The 16,660-nt window shown below is 48.8% G+C and carries 8 protein-coding genes, 4 tRNA genes and 1 other RNA gene; 3 read left to right on the top strand and 10 right to left on the bottom strand.

Features of this window, described 5'->3' with window-relative positions; all coding sequences use genetic code 11:
- Window positions 1-14: 14 nt before the first annotated feature.
- Window positions 15-3,353: a DUF2126 domain-containing protein gene (locus ACN0T0_RS12860; RefSeq protein ID WP_417226679.1), complete on the bottom strand. Its 3,339-nt coding sequence runs from the start codon at window positions 3,351-3,353 to the stop codon at window positions 15-17.
- A gap of 552 nt (window positions 3,354-3,905) precedes the next feature.
- On the opposite strand from ACN0T0_RS12860, the gene ACN0T0_RS12855 reads away from it, so the two are divergent.
- On the top strand, window positions 3,906-5,228 hold the full coding sequence (locus ACN0T0_RS12855) for a hypothetical protein (RefSeq protein ID WP_417226677.1): 1,323 nt from the start codon (window positions 3,906-3,908) through the stop codon (window positions 5,226-5,228).
- Window positions 5,229-5,266: 38 nt separating this feature from the next.
- Here ACN0T0_RS12855 and ACN0T0_RS12850 read toward each other — a convergent pair whose 3' ends face one another.
- From ACN0T0_RS12850 to ACN0T0_RS12820, 7 genes are all read right to left on the bottom strand, one after another.
- Entirely contained in the window at window positions 5,267-6,916 is a 1,650-nt protein-coding gene (locus ACN0T0_RS12850) for a diguanylate cyclase domain-containing protein (RefSeq protein WP_417226675.1), read from the bottom strand.
- 307 nt (window positions 6,917-7,223) lie between these two features.
- A tRNA-Thr gene (locus ACN0T0_RS12845) sits at window positions 7,224-7,299 on the bottom strand.
- 70 nt (window positions 7,300-7,369) lie between these two features.
- A tRNA-Asp gene (locus ACN0T0_RS12840) sits at window positions 7,370-7,446 on the bottom strand.
- A 117-nt stretch (window positions 7,447-7,563) separates the two neighbouring features.
- Window positions 7,564-7,639 (bottom strand) — tRNA-Thr (locus ACN0T0_RS12835).
- 86 nt (window positions 7,640-7,725) lie between these two features.
- A non-coding RNA gene (locus ACN0T0_RS12830) (RtT sRNA) lies at window positions 7,726-7,848 on the bottom strand.
- A 48-nt stretch (window positions 7,849-7,896) separates the two neighbouring features.
- Window positions 7,897-7,973 (bottom strand) — tRNA-Arg (locus ACN0T0_RS12825).
- Window positions 7,974-8,105: 132 nt separating this feature from the next.
- The gene (locus tag ACN0T0_RS12820) at window positions 8,106-10,217 is read right to left on the bottom strand and encodes a putative bifunctional diguanylate cyclase/phosphodiesterase (protein ID WP_417226673.1); all 2,112 of its coding nucleotides are present in this window, start codon (window positions 10,215-10,217) and stop codon (window positions 8,106-8,108) included.
- Between the two features lie 416 nt (window positions 10,218-10,633).
- Here ACN0T0_RS12820 and ACN0T0_RS12815 point away from each other — a divergent pair, with 416 nt between their 5' ends.
- The gene (locus ACN0T0_RS12815; RefSeq protein WP_417226672.1) at window positions 10,634-11,056 is read left to right on the top strand and encodes a c-type cytochrome; all 423 of its coding nucleotides are present in this window, start codon (window positions 10,634-10,636) and stop codon (window positions 11,054-11,056) included.
- A 61-nt stretch (window positions 11,057-11,117) separates the two neighbouring features.
- On the opposite strand, the gene rep is transcribed toward ACN0T0_RS12815, so the two are convergent.
- Window positions 11,118-13,133, bottom strand: coding sequence for a DNA helicase Rep (rep, locus tag ACN0T0_RS12810; protein WP_417226671.1), 2,016 nt, complete (start codon window positions 13,131-13,133; stop codon window positions 11,118-11,120).
- A 261-nt stretch (window positions 13,134-13,394) separates the two neighbouring features.
- Here rep and ACN0T0_RS12805 point away from each other — a divergent pair, with 261 nt between their 5' ends.
- Complete coding sequence (locus ACN0T0_RS12805) at window positions 13,395-15,125, top strand: EAL domain-containing protein (RefSeq protein ID WP_417226669.1); 1,731 nt, start codon at window positions 13,395-13,397, stop codon at window positions 15,123-15,125.
- On the opposite strand, the gene ACN0T0_RS12800 is transcribed toward ACN0T0_RS12805, so the two are convergent.
- Window positions 15,097-16,596: a YifB family Mg chelatase-like AAA ATPase gene (locus ACN0T0_RS12800; RefSeq protein WP_417226667.1), complete on the bottom strand. Its 1,500-nt coding sequence runs from the start codon at window positions 16,594-16,596 to the stop codon at window positions 15,097-15,099. The two genes, ACN0T0_RS12805 and ACN0T0_RS12800, sit on opposite strands and share 29 nt — an antisense overlap.
- Window positions 16,597-16,660: the final 64 nt, after the last annotated feature.

The following is a 16,660-nucleotide window of genomic DNA, read 5'->3' as shown; positions in this document are numbered from 1 at the left end:
ATGCCATGACTGCGCTAGGTTTCCATCTGTCTACGCAAATCAAGGGTATGTGGGTACTCATTTGTAGGCATCTCCTGCGGCGGTGCCATCGGCCGTGGTGGCGCATGATTGGCAAAGAACTCACGTAACCCATTGAATTCAGGCATATGCAGCTTAGTATCAAGGGTCGGCGTATGCTCAGTATTGCCAAAACGATTAATTCGGCGAGATTCAGCCTCAAATGCATTTACCGGGAAAGTTTCGTAGCTACGGCCACCAGGATGCACCACATGATAGCTACAACCACCAATGGTTTGTCCATTCCAAGTATCGATCAGATCGAAGATCAGTGGTGAATGCACGCCAATGGTCGGATGCAATGCCGATTGTGGCGCCCAAGCTTTATAACGCACCGCCGCTACAAATTCACCCTGCCGCCCAGTTGACCGCAGCGGCAAGCGACGCCCATTACAGGCTAGCACATAACGATCCGGCGTCAGCCCCTCGACTTTAACCTGTAGACGCTCCACCGATGAGTCGACAAATCGGGCGGTGCCAAAACTACCCACCTCTTCACCCAAAACATGCCAAGGCTCAATCGCCCAGCGCAGTTCGATTCGCACATCATCAATATTCACGCTGCCGTAATGAGGGAAGCGGAACTCTTCAAAGGGTGCCAACCACTCTTGCTGAAAAGGAATCCCGTGCTCTTGCAAATCCTTAACTACTTCACGAATGTCCGCCCAAACATAGTGCGGCATCATAAAGCGATCGTGCAGTTCGGTGCCCCAGCGAACCAATGGTTTTTTATACGGTTCTTGCCAGAAGCGTGTCATCAAACAACGAATTAATAACGCTTGTACCAATGCCATCTGCGGATGCGGCGGCATCTCGAAACCACGAAACTCGAGCAACCCCTGTCGTCCGGATGATAGTCCCGGCGAATAGAGTTTATCGATACAGAATTCTGAACGGTGAGTGTTACCGGTAATATCAACCAACAGGTTACGCATCAACCGATCGATTAGCCATGGCTGATCAACAATACCGTCGGGCATCAGGTCAAAAGCGGTTTCCAGCTCGTAAAGCATCTCTTCACGGCCTTCATCCACACGGGGTGCCTGACTGGTAGGGCCGATGAACATGCCGGAGAATAGATATGACAGCCCCGGATGATGCTGCCAATAGGTGACAAAGCTGCGCAGCAGATCGGGCCGCCGCAGGAATGGACTATCGGCCGCAGTCGCCGCACCCAAGGTGATATGGTTACCACCACCGGTGCCAGTATGTCGGCCATCAAGCATGAATTTTTCAGCCCCGAGTCGAGATAAGCGTGCCTCTTCATACAACATCTGCGTATTATCAGAAAGATCACGCCAGTTATCCGATGGATGAATATTCACCTCAATAACACCCGGATCAGGAGTGACCTTAAAGCAACGTAAACGATCATCTTTCGGGGCTTCATAGCCCTCAATAACAACCGGCAGCTCTAACTCCGCCGCAGTATCTTCAATCAGCTCGATCAGCGCAATATAATGCTCTAAATGTTCCAACGGCGGTAAGAAGAGATATAAACAACCATTACGTGGCTCAATACACAGCGTGGTGCGCACCACTTCTACAGGTTGAGTTACTCTATCCTCAGACTCGTCCACACAGGCCATCGTTGAACTTTGCCCCGACTCAGGAAGTTCTTCAGCAGGCGCAAAGGGGTCTCGCGCCTGATCTCGATGCAGCTCTTCATCGGTCATCACCGGCAATGAATTAAGCGGCAAACGCAAACCGATCGGTGAGTCACCGGGAATCAGCGTCAAGGTATCCCGACGCAGAGGCCAAGGACTAGAACGCCAATGCTGGGCACTATAATCCCAACCTAATGGCAGACAGAAGCCCACCGGTTTTTCTAACCCTTGAGATAATAGTTGCGCCAGCTTCTTGCGCTCTAGGTCATCTTTCAAATCCGCCTTAAGAGGATCAACATTATCCGGCAAGCTCTGCTCTTTCCACAGGTAATAAAGCGTATCTTCATAAGCAGGCATGACCCGCGAAGTCGGTAAACCCGCTTTTTTTGCCAAACTTTTCGCAAACTTTTTCGCTATCTTACGCGTAACACCATAATCTTTATCGACCCGCGCCAACAGCTTAGGCTCACGCCACAACGGCTGGCCATCGGTGCGCCAGAAACAGCCTAAGGCCCATCGAGGCACCTCTTCTCCGGGATACCACTTCCCTTGGCCGTAATGCAGCAGTCCACCGAGAGCAAACTTTTCTCGCAAGCGGAACAGCAGATCTTTCGCGAGGCTCAGCTTTTCATCGCCTAGCGCTTCCGTATTCCACTGAGCGCCATCCATATCATCGATAGACACAAAGGTCGGTTCACCACCCATGGTCAAACGTACATCTTGGTCAATCAGCTTCTGATCGACCGCCTCGCCGAGCGCTTCAATATAGGCCCATTGCTCCTCGCTGTAGGGTTTCGTCACCCGCGGATCTTCATGTATGCGAATAACTTCATTACTGAATGAGAACTCGACTTCACAAGGATCAATACCACCGGCAATGGGCGCCGCTGAACGAGGGGATGGAGTACAGGCCAACGGAATGTGGCCTTCGCCAGCGAACAATCCAGAGGTCGGATCTAGCCCGATCCAGCCAGCACCGGGAATAAACACCTCACACCACGCATGCAAATCGGTAAAATCGACCTCGGTTCCCGATGGCCCATCCAACGCTTTAACATCCGCTACCAGCTGCACCAGATAACCGGAAGCAAACCGTGCCGCCAAGCCTAAATGACGCAGGATCTGCACTAACAACCAAGCGGTATCACGGCAGGAACCCCGTTTAAGCTCTAGCGTCTCTTCTGCGCTCTGCACCCCCGGTTCCATCCGGATGTTGTAATCGATCTCTTGCTCCAGACGCTGGTTCAAATAAACCAAGAAATCATTGGTCGGCATCGGCTCACGGGGCACCGAACGAACCCATTCACTCACCAACGGGCCTTGATCGGCAACTTCTAGGTAGGGCTTGAGTTCAGAATGCAGTTCTTTTTCATACTTAAAGGGGAATTTTTCAGCGTACTCTTCTAAGAAAAAGTCGAACGGATTAATCACCGTCATATCGGCGATAACTTCAACCTCAACCCGCAAATGGTCACTTTTCTCGGGGAAAACGATCCGCGCCAAGAAATTACCAAAGGGATCCTGTTGCCAGTTTATAAAGTGATTTTCCGGGCTCACCTTCAACGAATAAGCCTTAATCGGCGTACGGCTGTGCGCCGCCGGTCGCAACCGGATCGTATGCGGAGACATTTCAACCGCCTTGTCGAAGCGATACTCGGTAATATGATGGATTGCGGTTCGTATAGCCATTCGGTACCCCGTAGATCGATATAAAACCAATGCTGAATAAAACAAAATAAAATAAGACTGGGTTCAACGACTGTCGCTTAAGTACTTATTTAGACAGACCTGAACCCTATCATCGCCATTCACTATGACAAACTATGTTGATTTACAGCATAGTGCTTCCCTTGAATATTAATAGCTCAGCCAACAAAGTAGCTGATTTCATGGCGCTCTGGTGACCTGCGCTCGGCGCTAACTGCACCAAAACAACGCAAACAAGCCACTCAAAAGCCCAAAAACATCACCGCTTTCGAACACACCGCCCTTAAACAGCGCATAAAACAGTGACGACTGATTCAATCTATAAGGTAGAGCAATAAGCAGGCCAGCGACAGTCATTTACGCTGCGGGCGAGAAGAACTTACCCCGTCCGTCTAGGCAGACCTTCAGTCGCAAATATCAGCGCGACAAATTCACCTCACCTGAGGACAGCTTTATCACTAAGTTGTATCATTCCCCGCCTGCGAACGCTATAAAACACATCGGCCTGCCAACGCTGCCCTAACTGGATCGACAATGAATCAACCCGCCACCCCTCTGTCATCGCCAGCCACCTCCGTCACCGGTTGGATATTACTGAGCCTATTAGTACTGGCACTAATCGCAGCACTCACCCAAGCGATCCCCGGTTATATTGCGGGCATTCCAGCGTGGGCCGCTGCTGCCGTGCTCTGCCGACAACAGAAACGTAATCAGATGATTCAGAGCGCCATACTCTTCATCATCGGCGTGTTGGGTCTTATCATCGGCTTGTTCAGCGGTGTCGATCACCGCTACCTCTTAAAAGCGCTTGAGGCGAACCAACTGGTGATCGCGATGCTCATTGGGGTTAGCTTTCTTCGCCTTGTTGCCGCCAATAATATCCGCTGTAACGAACAACTCCCTTTGGGCCGCAAAGCAATGCTACACACTCTTTTCGGTAGTCATCTCATTAGTGCCGTGATCAATATGTCAACGGTCATGATCGTCGGCGACCGACTCAGCAGCAAGCAACCACTAACGCCATTACAAGGGCTCACCCTGCTACGCGCGTTCAGCCTTTGCGCTGTTTGGTCACCTTTCTTTGCTTCGATGGGGGTTATTCTCATTAGTGCCCCCGGTTCTCAGCTCGGCACCCTTATGTTATTTGGCTTGCCCGTCGCGCTAATCGGTTTATTACTGAGTAGCTGGCAACTGGCTCGCCATCCGGAGGTAACGACAACGCAGGGCTATCCAATGCACTTTAAAGCCCTATGGATGCCCCTATTACTGGCCATCCTCGTTATGTTGGCACATTGGCGCTGGCCAACCCTGCCGGTAATGACCTTAGTCACACTGATTTCAGTCCTCTTTGTCTTAACCTACCTTGCCACTAAACAGAGAAGTAACGGTGTCCGTCTACTAACCCAGCATATCAACGAAGGCTTGCCAAAACTGGGGAGCGAAATCACCCTATTTCTGGCCGCCGCCGTAATGGCTGCAGGCGTTGCCGCCCTGTTGGAGTCACTACAAATACGCCTTGCCCCCGAGCATTTCACCGCCCCGGAAGCCTGCCTAACACTGCTCGCCTTGGTGGGCCTCGCCCTGATAGGCATGCACCCGGTCACCACCGCTGTACTCGCCGGTAGTATTCTGATGCCCAGCGTCAGCGATCCTAACCTTTTAGCGATTACCTTGCTGTTGAGCTGGTCAATTGGTGTGGGTGTTTCACCATTCTCCGGCGTGCAGCTAAGCCTGCAGTCCCGTTACGGCATTTCATCCCTAACATTGATGAAATTTAATCGTTACTACAGCCCAACCATGCTGACGGTGGGTTTTGCCGCCATCTGGCTCTATTCGGCAATAGCAGAGATCGCCTAAATAACCACAGAAGTGAGCTAAACTAAACCTTTGTTCATTTAGGCTGGTGGTGAAAAATCCGTCGCGGTAAAGAAGTGAATATTATTCCGCCCTTGGTTCTTCGCAGCATACATAGCCGTATCCGCATTTTTAATTAGATCTGTCGCCGTCTGCCCGTCGGTAGGATACATCGAGATACCGATGGACGCGCCGATATGAAGCACTTCACCACACACCTCAATTGGCTCATTAATAGAATGAATAACCCGCTTAGCAATATCTAAAATTTCCTCTTTGCCTTGTGAGTTACTCAGAATAAACATGAACTCATCACCTCCTAAGCGAGCCACAGTATCTGACTCACGCACCAACGCCTTGAGTCGCTTTGCGACCTCTTTTAACAGATAGTCACCGACATTATGACCAAATCGATCGTTAACCAGCTTAAATCCATCTAAATCGAGAAACATCAGCGCTAAATTACAGGTCTCACGACTCGAATTGATAAGTTTCTGATTGATCCGATCCATCAACAGGGTACGATTTGGCAAGTCGGTAAGGGCATCATGAAAGGCTAGATGCTTTATATGCTCATCTTTACGTCTCAATGCAGTAATATCACTAAAGACCGACACATAACGCACCGGTTCGCCATCCAAGTCACGCACCATACTGATGGTCATACGCTCTAAATAAAGATCACCATCTTTGCGGCGATTCCAAATCTCACCGTTCCAGCGACTGTTAGTGGTTATATCTTCCCACATCGCCTTATAAAAGGCCTTATCATGCCGGTTAGATTGCAATAAGCGAGGGGTCTGACCGACGGCCTCTTCCGCGGTATAACCCGTAATTTCTGTAAAGGCCGGGTTAACCGATAAAATAATCCCGTCGGTATCGGTAATCAGTACACCATCCAGTGTGTTATCAAACACGCAAGCGGCAAGCTTAAGCTTTTCGGCCGTCTCCTTAAGTACGGTGACCTCACTTGCCAAGATAGAAAAACCTTTAACCGTACCATCGGTATCAAAGTCTGGGATGTAATGCCCGATAATATGCCCTTCACTACCGTCGATTTTGCCCAGCGTTCGCTCAAAGCGTTGCGGCTCGCCGGCCAATACTCTGCGGATATAAGGCTCATTTAGTGTAAAGAGCTGCTCGCCCACCAAGTCCTCAAAAGCGAGACCAATGATGTCCTCAGGACCTTTGCCAAACCATTCATGATAAGCGTCGTTCGCTTCTCGACAGCGTAAGTCACGCCCCCAATAGCCGATCATACTTGGCACCGAGTTAATCACCGAACGAGTAAACGCCTCCCGCTCACGACTCCCCTGCGCGTCAAGTTCAGCCTGACTCAGCGCCTTGCGAGTCCGCCGCACAAGATCAATAAGGTAAAGGCTAAAACCACTGACAATAACAAACAAAACCATTTCCAGCAGGCCAAATCGATTTTCAATAGAGGAATCAAGCAGCAGTGAAGGCCAGAGCAAGGTAACTGCTAGACAAGCCAGCGCCGTAGTCATTAAACCCGCCGAAAGGCCGGCATAGAAACCCGCAACAACCACTGCGGGGTAAAATGTCAGCCAAGGCAGCTCTGATGCTAAGCCCGATAGTGGCCACAACCTTAACATTGCAGCCAAACCGACCAACAAAAGCGCTGTGAGTGAAAAGGCGATGAGACCTGAGTTATTTCCCGTTTTAACCTTCATCTAATGCCTATGAGCATGATGGCTTTTTCCAATATCCATAAATAGTCAGTAAAAACAGTATAAGTCAGTCTACGCTGTTTCCAAGGATTAAAGAATCATTCTCATTCGCAGAGTTCATTATCGATTAACACAATAAAGGCTGCCAACTTCATTCAAGCCTAATAGATTAGATTAAACAATCGATATTTAACAAAGAGTGAAAGTCTTCGCTTATTGGGAATCAAGTCAATCCAATTCAGCATCGAGCAGCACTCAATGAGAAAAAGATAAGACAGCCAGAAAGAGAAAGATAAAACCAGAAAAGAAATGGTGCCGCCACCAAGAGTCGAACTCGGGACCTACTGATTACAAGTCAGTTGCTCTACCAGCTGAGCTATAGCGGCTTAACAGACGGCTAACAATCGTTAACCGGATGAGATAACCGTTAATCAGACTAACAGTCTCTCTGAAAAGTGGCGGAATGGACGGGACTCGAACCCGCGACCCCCTGCGTGACAGGCAGGTATTCTAACCAACTGAACTACCACTCCGCAGTGGCTTACTGTACGGGAGTCAAACCCGCGACCATCACTCCCACAAGAGTGACAGACATACTAACCAAACTACCATTAGGCAATGGTTTGGCTTCAATTAAGAAACCAGATAAATGGTGCCGCCACCAAGAGTCGAACTCGGGACCTACTGATTACAAGTCAGTTGCTCTACCAGCTGAGCTATAGCGGCACTGGATTTGCCTAAAGAGTTAAACTCTTTGGGCTCTTTATTAAAGACTATGGATTAACTCGCAATCTATAGTGCTCAATAAATTGTGGCGCGCCTGGAGGGATTATACGGCTACGCCGTACCCTTCGGGCTATGCCTACGGCATGTTGTCTCGCTGCGCTCGGCTCAAACCCCATCGAGGGTTCTCACCCGCCAGGCGGACAATACCTTATTAAAAACTACCGATAAACACATAATCTGTAGTCTTTAATAAATTGTGGCGCGCCTGGAGGGATTCGAACCCCCGACCAACAGGATCGGAACCTGCTACTCTATCCAGCTGAGCTACAGGCGCGCAATTCATCAGTAAAGATGAGGGCGTGTATATTACCGATCTAGCGAAGTACTGTCTATCGCTAAAACATATTTTTCGAGCATTCTGTACGACAAAAATTGATGTTTTAAATCAACACCATTGCAGAACTGTTTAATCGGTAAACTGATGCTTTTCAAATTTAATGATAGGTACTTCACGTAGCTGATTTTCACCCGCATCAGGAATGAGTGTCCCCATCCGCTTTGCCCGCACCGCATGGCTAAAGTAAAACCCCTGAAACAGCTTACAGCCCCACTCTTCAAGATATTCCAGCTCTTCGCGTTTTTCGACGCCCTCAGCAACCACATTGATCCCCAATGTTCGCGCCATCGCTATGATGGTGGAAACAATAGCGGCATCATTACTATCTGTGGTGATATCACGCACAAAAGACTGATCGATCTTTAAGGTATCCAATGGCAGCTGTCTTAAATATTGCAGCGAAGAATAGCCGGTACCAAAGTCATCCAATGAGAAGCGAATGCCCAACTGGGAAAGGCGCTTCATCTTCTTCCTAACACCGTCGATATTGGTTAAAAGGATACCTTCCGTCAATTCAAATACTAGGTATTCAGCCCTTACACCGGTTCCCAAGACGATATCCTGTACCTGTTCGACAAAATCATTCTGCTGGAACTCTCTCGGACTAATATTAACCGATACAACCAGCTTTTTACCTCGTTCCTCCCACGCGGCCATCTGCTTGCAGACGTGAGTTAACACCCAGCGACCTAAATGACAGATTAAATCTGTCATCTCAGCAATCGGTATAAATGATGCAGGGTTGATCAACCCCTTCTCATCATCCGCCCAACGAACCAACGCCTCTGCGCCAACAATAGAGCCATCACTGCGCACTAACGGTTGATAACAAATGAAAAGCTTCTCGTCCTTGATAGCTTGACGTAAATTTTCTTCCAACTGCTGACGATGATCGGCATGTTCCTGCATCTGCTCAAGAAAGAACTGTACCCGGTTACGCCCCTCTTCTTTGGCCCGATACATAGCTAAATCAGCCTGCATCAACAGGTTTTCAAGTTGGTTATTTTTACCATCGAACAAGGCGATACCGATACTCGGCGTAACATGTAAAATCCGCCCACCGATTTCATGCGCTGTTGAGATCGCATATCGAATTTTTTCAGCAATACTGAGGGCATTATGGGTGGCTGAAGACTCAGTCCGCCCTAGTTCCGGCAGTAATACGACAAACTCATCACCACCCAGGCGAGCCGGTATATCTGCCTCTCTGACTGATTTTCGTATGCGGGCAGAGACGCTATTTAATACGTCATCACCAACATTGTGGCCCAGTGAGTCATTAATGGTTTTAAAATGATCCAAATCGAGATACACCAGCGCTCCGATCTGCCCTGAGCGCTTAGCCCGCACCACCTCCTGTTCCATACGCTGGATCAGCAAACGGCGATTCGCTAAGCCGGTCAGTGGGTCAAAGTAAACATGCTGTTCTATCGTCTTCTGGTGACTCTTCAGTTCCGATGCGTTTTTATTAATCTGCTCTAACATCCGATTAAAACCGGTGATCAGCTCGTGAAGCTCTCCGTGATGATCCCTGACCGGAATTTTTAAAGCATAGTTCTTCTGAACGGTGACCTTTTCCATAGCCTCTAAAATCAGATCAACCGGCTCAGAAATACCCCTCTGAATCCGCCTAGATAGCAAAGAGACTCCTAGCAGAGACAAGCAATAAATCATTAGACCAAACAATAGATAAAACAGCATCTGCCGCTCAATCGCGGCCAGCCCATATTGGAGATACAACTGCCCCACTAACTTCCCGTCATATCGAATCGGCACACTGTATTCAAACAGATCAAAACTAATCTGATGAAACTCTTTGAGCTGCGCACGGAGTTTAAATGAGGGTTTTGGCAGCGGCTGCTCAAGCTCATTTTTCACCGCACGAATAAATTCAGAACCATCCGTTCGATAAACATAGACACCTAACAGATCAGGCTCAGAGAAATAACTATCCAATAATAGCGTCGCCAAGACCGGCGATGAATCGGTCATCAAGACGTTAGCAAGGTGGGGAGAGGTGAGTTCGGAAAAAACATGGGCCCGATCGATCAAAAGATTTCGGTTGTTATAAAGCTCAAAACTCATTACGACAAAACCAGTGATCAATAATACCACGGCAACAGAGGTGACAAATAAACGATGCAGCCTGCGGGTAACAGACACAAAAGGTCGCGAGCTCATCAGAATATCCCGCTAGATCGACTATGACGGCATAGAGCAGTGGCAAGGAAAAGGAGCACTAGTGAAAAAACAAAACCCGTTACCATTATAAGTCCTTTTACGGTATGTAAGTAACGCGACATCTAGCTGACATTGCAGCCCTGCAGAACACGAGATAATAATAAAGACAACACCCCCTTAATAAAACACCAAAAACCGTATTCTAGCCACCTAAAACGCCTCTTTATTCATCTTTTGTCTCTTTTTAGCCCTCTATCACTAATTATTTAGTCCCGATAAGAGCAACACCCATTTTCGTTGTGGGTAATTACCGCTATAATGCCCGCCGAAAAGAATTTACAGACGCTGTATCAGGTCCATTAGAGACATCCCTGCAGCTACCCGTTTTTAAAATTAGCGATGATGAGGTCGTGACTGTGAGTAAATTTGCTGCCAAAGCTATTTCTACCCTGTTTGCTGTAGTACTGGGATTTCTGGCCACTTCAACAATGGCCAACACTGATAATGACGCCATTATCGAACGTATCCAAAAAGTTGGTTCCGTCTGCGTCGAAGGCGATGACTGTGCTAGTGCTCCCGCGCCTTCAGCCTCAGCCGGTGCACGTTCTGGATCAGACGTTTACAACGCTAGTTGTACTGCTTGTCACGCATCTGGCGTATTGGGCGCACCTAAGTTTGGTACTAGCGATTGGACTGACCGGGGCACCAAAGGCTTAGAAACACTGATGCAAAGCGCACTGAATGGCCTTAATGCAATGCCTCCTCGTGGCACTTGCGCTACCTGTTCTGACGATGAAATCCAAGCCGCTGTACAATACATGCTCGACAGCGCTAAATAATAGTTGAGCTGTCGCAAAAAAGGCCGCTGATGCGGCCTTTTTTATGCCTTAAATTTCGCCACTATAGATCATCTAATAAGCCACGCAAACCACTCAACGTGGCGTTACCACGGGCTTTATTGGTTGCCTCACAGACCTCGCCTCGCCCTTCATACTCGAGATCATCTTCTGGCAACTCATCCAAAAAGCGGCTGGGCTGACAATCAATCAATTCACCAAACTGCTTTCGCTTGCGCGCTAACGTCATGGTTAATGTCTTTTTTGCCCGCGTGATGCCAACATAGGCCAACCGTCGCTCCTCTTCAATATCGCCATTTTCGATACTGTTACGATGCGGCAGGATCTCTTCCTCCATCCCCATCAGATAAACATGATCAAACTCCAGCCCTTTGGATGCATGTAGCGTCATCAATTGCACTCGGTCAGAATCATCTTCCTCCTCCTGCCGCTCCATAATATCCATCAGAATCAACCGCGCAATCGCCTCCCGAATGCCCGCATCAGGGTCATCCTCCTGTAATCGCTCCAGCGTATTACGTAACGAATCAACCAAAATCCAAACATTTTGCATACGCCGATCTGCGACCGTATCACTGGAACTGTTTTGCGCTATCCAGCCCGCAAAATCGATATCCTCAATCATTTTACGCACGGCATCGATCGGGTCACCCTGCTCGCACTGCTGATAAATTCCTTCCAACCAATTTTTAAAGCGCCGCAAACGCTCAACCTGAGCGGGTTTTAAAATCTGCTCGAGCCCTAACTCACTACAGGCATTAAATAAGCTGGTATGCCGCTCCGAGGCGTACTCCCCTAACCCTTGCAAGGTTGTATGACCGATCTCTCGGCGAGGTAAGTTAATGATCCGCAAGAAGGCATTATCATCATCGGGGTTCACCAACACTTTCATATACGACATGATGTCTTTGATCTCGGCGCGGGCAAAAAACGAAGTACCCCCGTTGAGCTTATAGGGCACTTGATAACTTTGTAGCTTAAGTTCTAACAGGCGCGCCTGATGGTTACCCCGGTAAAGAATGGCGAAATCCTTAAACTGGTACCGCTTACGCAGATGCAGATCCAATATCTCGGTAGCAATCCGTTCACACTCGCCATCTTCGTTGCGGGTAAATACCACCCTCAATGGATCACCAAACCCCATGTCACTCCATAGCGTTTTATCAAACACGTGGGGGTTATTGGCGATCACCGTATTGGCCGCCTTTAGGATACGCCCGGTGGAACGATAATTTTGCTCCAGCTTCACGACTTTTAACGAAGGAAAATCTTCCTGTAACTGCACTAAGTTTTCCGGTCGAGCACCCCGCCAAGAATAGATCGACTGATCATCATCCCCGACCACCGTCAACATTCCTCGCGTACCCACCAGCATCTTAACCAGTAGGTATTGTGTCACGTTGGTGTCCTGATACTCATCAACGAGCAGATAACGGATCTTATTTTGCCAACGCTCTAAAATCTCATCATGCTGAATAAATAGCTGCACCGGCAACAAAATCAGATCATCAAAATCGACCGCATTATAAGCCTTGAGGCTCTTTTGATAAGCCTCATAAGCTCTGGCCGCCAGCACTTCGGCAGGCCCCTCAGCACTGGCTAACGCCTGCTCAGGCACCAACATATCGTTCTTCCAATTTGAGATCGTATGTTGAATAAAATCGACCTGATCAGTTTCTTCTTCTTGATGCAGCAGTAAGCTTTTTAGTAACGCTTTACTATCCTGATCATCAAACAGCGAAAAACCCGCTTTAAAGCCCAATGTTTTGTGCTCTTTGCGGATAATAGTGAGCCCAAGGTTATGAAATGTAGAGACCGTTAGTCCACGGGTCGCCTTACCTTTCACCAACGCATTGACCCGCTCTTTCATTTCCCGGGATGCTTTATTGGTAAAGGTTACCGCTGCAATATTGTGGGCTTTGATGCCACAAGCCTCAATCAGATAGGCGATCTTGCGGGTAATCACACTGGTCTTACCGGAACCCGCTCCGGCCAGAACCAATAATGGTCCGCTGATGTAATCGACAGCCTCGCGCTGCTTCGGATTAAGTCTCGACATTTTAAAATACTAACTCTTAAGGCTAAAGTTTTACCTGCAAGCAGCCGATAGCGTATTGTTAACGTTTCGATAAAACACCACAAAAACACGATAATTTATTGTTTTTCAAGCAATAATTCATCAAACAGATGTTTAACTATAAAATTTTGCATGCTACTCTTGATTGGCTTACAGGGGGACAATTATCGCATGGAATGAATTGTCTTATCAGTAGAAAACAGAGGGAATGGACATGGCGGTTTACTCTCTAGTGTATTTGATATGTTGTCTGTAGCTCCCAACAACCCAGAATGCCTGATCATTGATAGCTGTGGTATTGATACCTCCGGGATTGTCAATTTACTCGAACGGCATCAGTGCAAACTCCAACAATGTAACTTTGATCAAGCGTCTGAGCGATTGGCACAGCACGATTTTCAGCTGATTTTTTTGCATACCTGTTATACCGACACTAACGCCCTCTCCGAGCTACATTACCTGCGTCAGCAATGCTCCATGATCCCAATCATCCTATTTGATGACCATATAGACGCTGAACGGATCAATGAATCGATGCTCTGGCGCGCCAATGACTTTATCTCTATCTCTCAATGTACCGATGAGATACTGAAGCGGGTTCTCCGTTACAACCTCAAAGTCCACCAGTATCGCACTGAGCTCGATAGGCTTAATCTGCTCGACCCATTAACCGGCACAATGAACCGGCAGCAGTTTTATAAAGAGCTGGGGGAACAACTCTCACCGCTAAAAAAGTCCCAACCGGCCAAACACTTCGCACTAATCAGTGTCGACTTGGATGGCTTTAGACGGTTCAACAATCTCAATGGCTATTCTGCGGGCGACATCATTGTAAAAAAGATGAGCAAGCGGCTTGCTAAACTGTCTCCCGGACTTATCTCTCGACAGGGAAACGATGAGTTTATCATGTTGCAAGAAATTCCCGCTAATAACGACCTCACCGAACATACCACCGCACTTTGTAACCAGATTATCCATAGCCTAACCGAACCCTACAGATACCATGATTTGGAAGTTATCCTCCCCTGCAGTATCGGTGTAGCGCTCGCCCCAAAGCACAGTTGCGAAGCGGATACCCTGATCAATCAAACAACACAAGCAAGAATAAAGGCGAAAGAAAAAAGTTGCTGTAGCTATGTGGTGTTTGACCAAAAAAACCAATCTACCAACCAACCTCATATGGCCATCGAGCCTGAGTTGATTAATGCTATCCGCCGTAACGAGTTCGAACTCTTTTATCAGCCGCGGGTTGATATTATGTCCGGCGAAGTGATCGGTGCAGAAGGACTCATTCGCTGGCGACACCCCGATAAAGGGTTGATCTACCCAGACGAATTTATTCCAACCGCCGAACGAACCGGCTTAATTGTGCCCATCGGTTATTGGGTTATTCAACAAGCCGGGCTAGATATACAGCGCATCAAAGCCAGTGGACTGAGCGTCAAAAATCTAAGTATCAACCTTTCGTTCAGACAGTTCCAGGACAGCTATCTGTGCCGGACTATCCAGCGATTGATTAACAAATATGCCATCGATACCTCGATTCTCGAGTTTGAGCTAACCGAATCAGCCCTGTTCAACAATGAATTACATGTCCGCGAGGGCATTGAGGAGTTACACACCCTCGGTATCAATTTCTCGCTAGACGACTTCGGCACCGGCTATTCATCATTCTCGTTATTACAGAAACTGCCTATCAGCAGCCTAAAAATCGACCGTTCCTTTGTTTCTGGGGTTACCAAAAACGCCGATGATCGAGAGATCGTCAAGGCATTGATTCGCCTCGCCCACAGCCTCAACAAAGAAGTCATCGCCGAAGGCGTCGAGACAATCCAACAGCTTAACTTCCTTGCCAGCTATGGCTGTCATCAGGCGCAGGGATATCTTTACAGCAAACCAATCACCTACGAAGAGTTTGAATACATGCTAAAGCATGGCTATGAGCTCAAAGTGGAGAGCGCCGCAACCCTATAGCTTCCAGCAGAGCGGCACTACTAATACTCTCCTCTCCTTGCAAATCAGCGATGGTTCTAGAGACTTTTAATACCCGGTGTGTGGCCCTAGCAGATAAGCCCATCTGATTCATCGCCTGCATCAGTAACTGCTCTTGCTCCGCCCCCAGCGAGCAGTATTGCTCCAAGCCGGTGACATTCAGCTGATCATTAATACAGCCCTGTCGCTGCTGTTGAATGGCTCTAGCACTGATGACCCGTGCCCGAATCTGCGCGCTAGTTTCACTGCTTTCAACCGGCCCCATCAACTGCTCCGGCGTCAACCCCGGCACCCAGCTCTGAAGATCGATACGATCTAACAGCGGGCCGGAGATCCGCGCCTGATAACGCTGCACCTGATCCGGTGTACAGCGACAACGACCACTCTGATCCCCACGATAACCACAGGGACAAGGGTTCATTGCTGCAACTAATTGAAAGCGTGCTGGAAAACAGGTCTGTAGAGCCGCCCGAGAGATATTAATCACGCCGGACTCCAGCGGTTCACGCATCACCTCCAACACTTGCCGGCTGTACTCCGGCAGCTCATCGAGAAACAACACCCCTTGATGGGCCAATGAAATTTCCCCGGGACGGGGATTACTACCACCGCCGACCAACGCAACCGCCGAGGCAGTATGGTGTGGCGTGCGAAAGGGCCGAATGCCGGCAAATAAGCGGTTATCTTTCACCCCGGCAATGGAATAGATAGCGGCAACATCCAATAGCTCATCCGACACCAGTGGCGGCAAAATACCCGGCAACCGACTCGCCAACATGCTTTTACCGCTGCCCGGTGGCCCACAGAGCAGTAAATTATGTCCCCCTCCTGCAGCGATCTCGAGCGCCCTTTTTGCCTGATACTGCCCCCGGACATCCGCCATATCTGCACCGACAAAGCCATCAACCGCTCGCTCAGGCACTGTTGCAGGGGATAACAAGCTCGCACCGGCCAAGTGATTACTTACTTCCAGTAGAGATCTCGCTGCCCATAAATTCAACCCCGTGACTAATCCCGCTTCTTGTACATTATCTGCCGCTAGCCAGAGACTCCGACCAGCCTTACGGCAACTCAGGGCGACCGGTAAAACCCCAGCAACCGCGCGCAACTCTCCCGACAACGCAAGCTCAGCCAGAAACTCATACCCCTCGGCACATTGTTGCGGCAGCTGACCGCTGGCAATTAGAATGCCCACCGCAATCGCCAGATCATATCGCCCCCCTTCTTTAGGCAGATCCGCCGGTGCCAGATTCACCGTAATCCGTCGCGCAGGAAACTCAAAGCCGCAATTCAGCAACGAGCTACGCACCCGTTCACGGCTTTCTTTTACACCGGTTTCCGGCATACCTACGATAGAAAAGCTGGGCAGACCGCCCGAAAGGTGGACCTCTACCGCCACCAGCGGAGATTGGATACCCAGTTGAGCCCGGGTGTGTACGATTGCTAACGCCATAATCCATCCCTGGATCTGTTTGATAATAGGAATTTTAAACGCTATTAAGCATAGCCTATTCGGC

It is taken from the genome of Amphritea sp. (assembly GCF_048266285.1).
Taxonomy (GTDB): Bacteria; Pseudomonadota; Gammaproteobacteria; order Pseudomonadales; family Balneatricaceae; genus Amphritea.
Note: the sequence above shows the minus strand (reverse complement) of the source record. Positions and strands in the feature narration are given on the sequence as shown.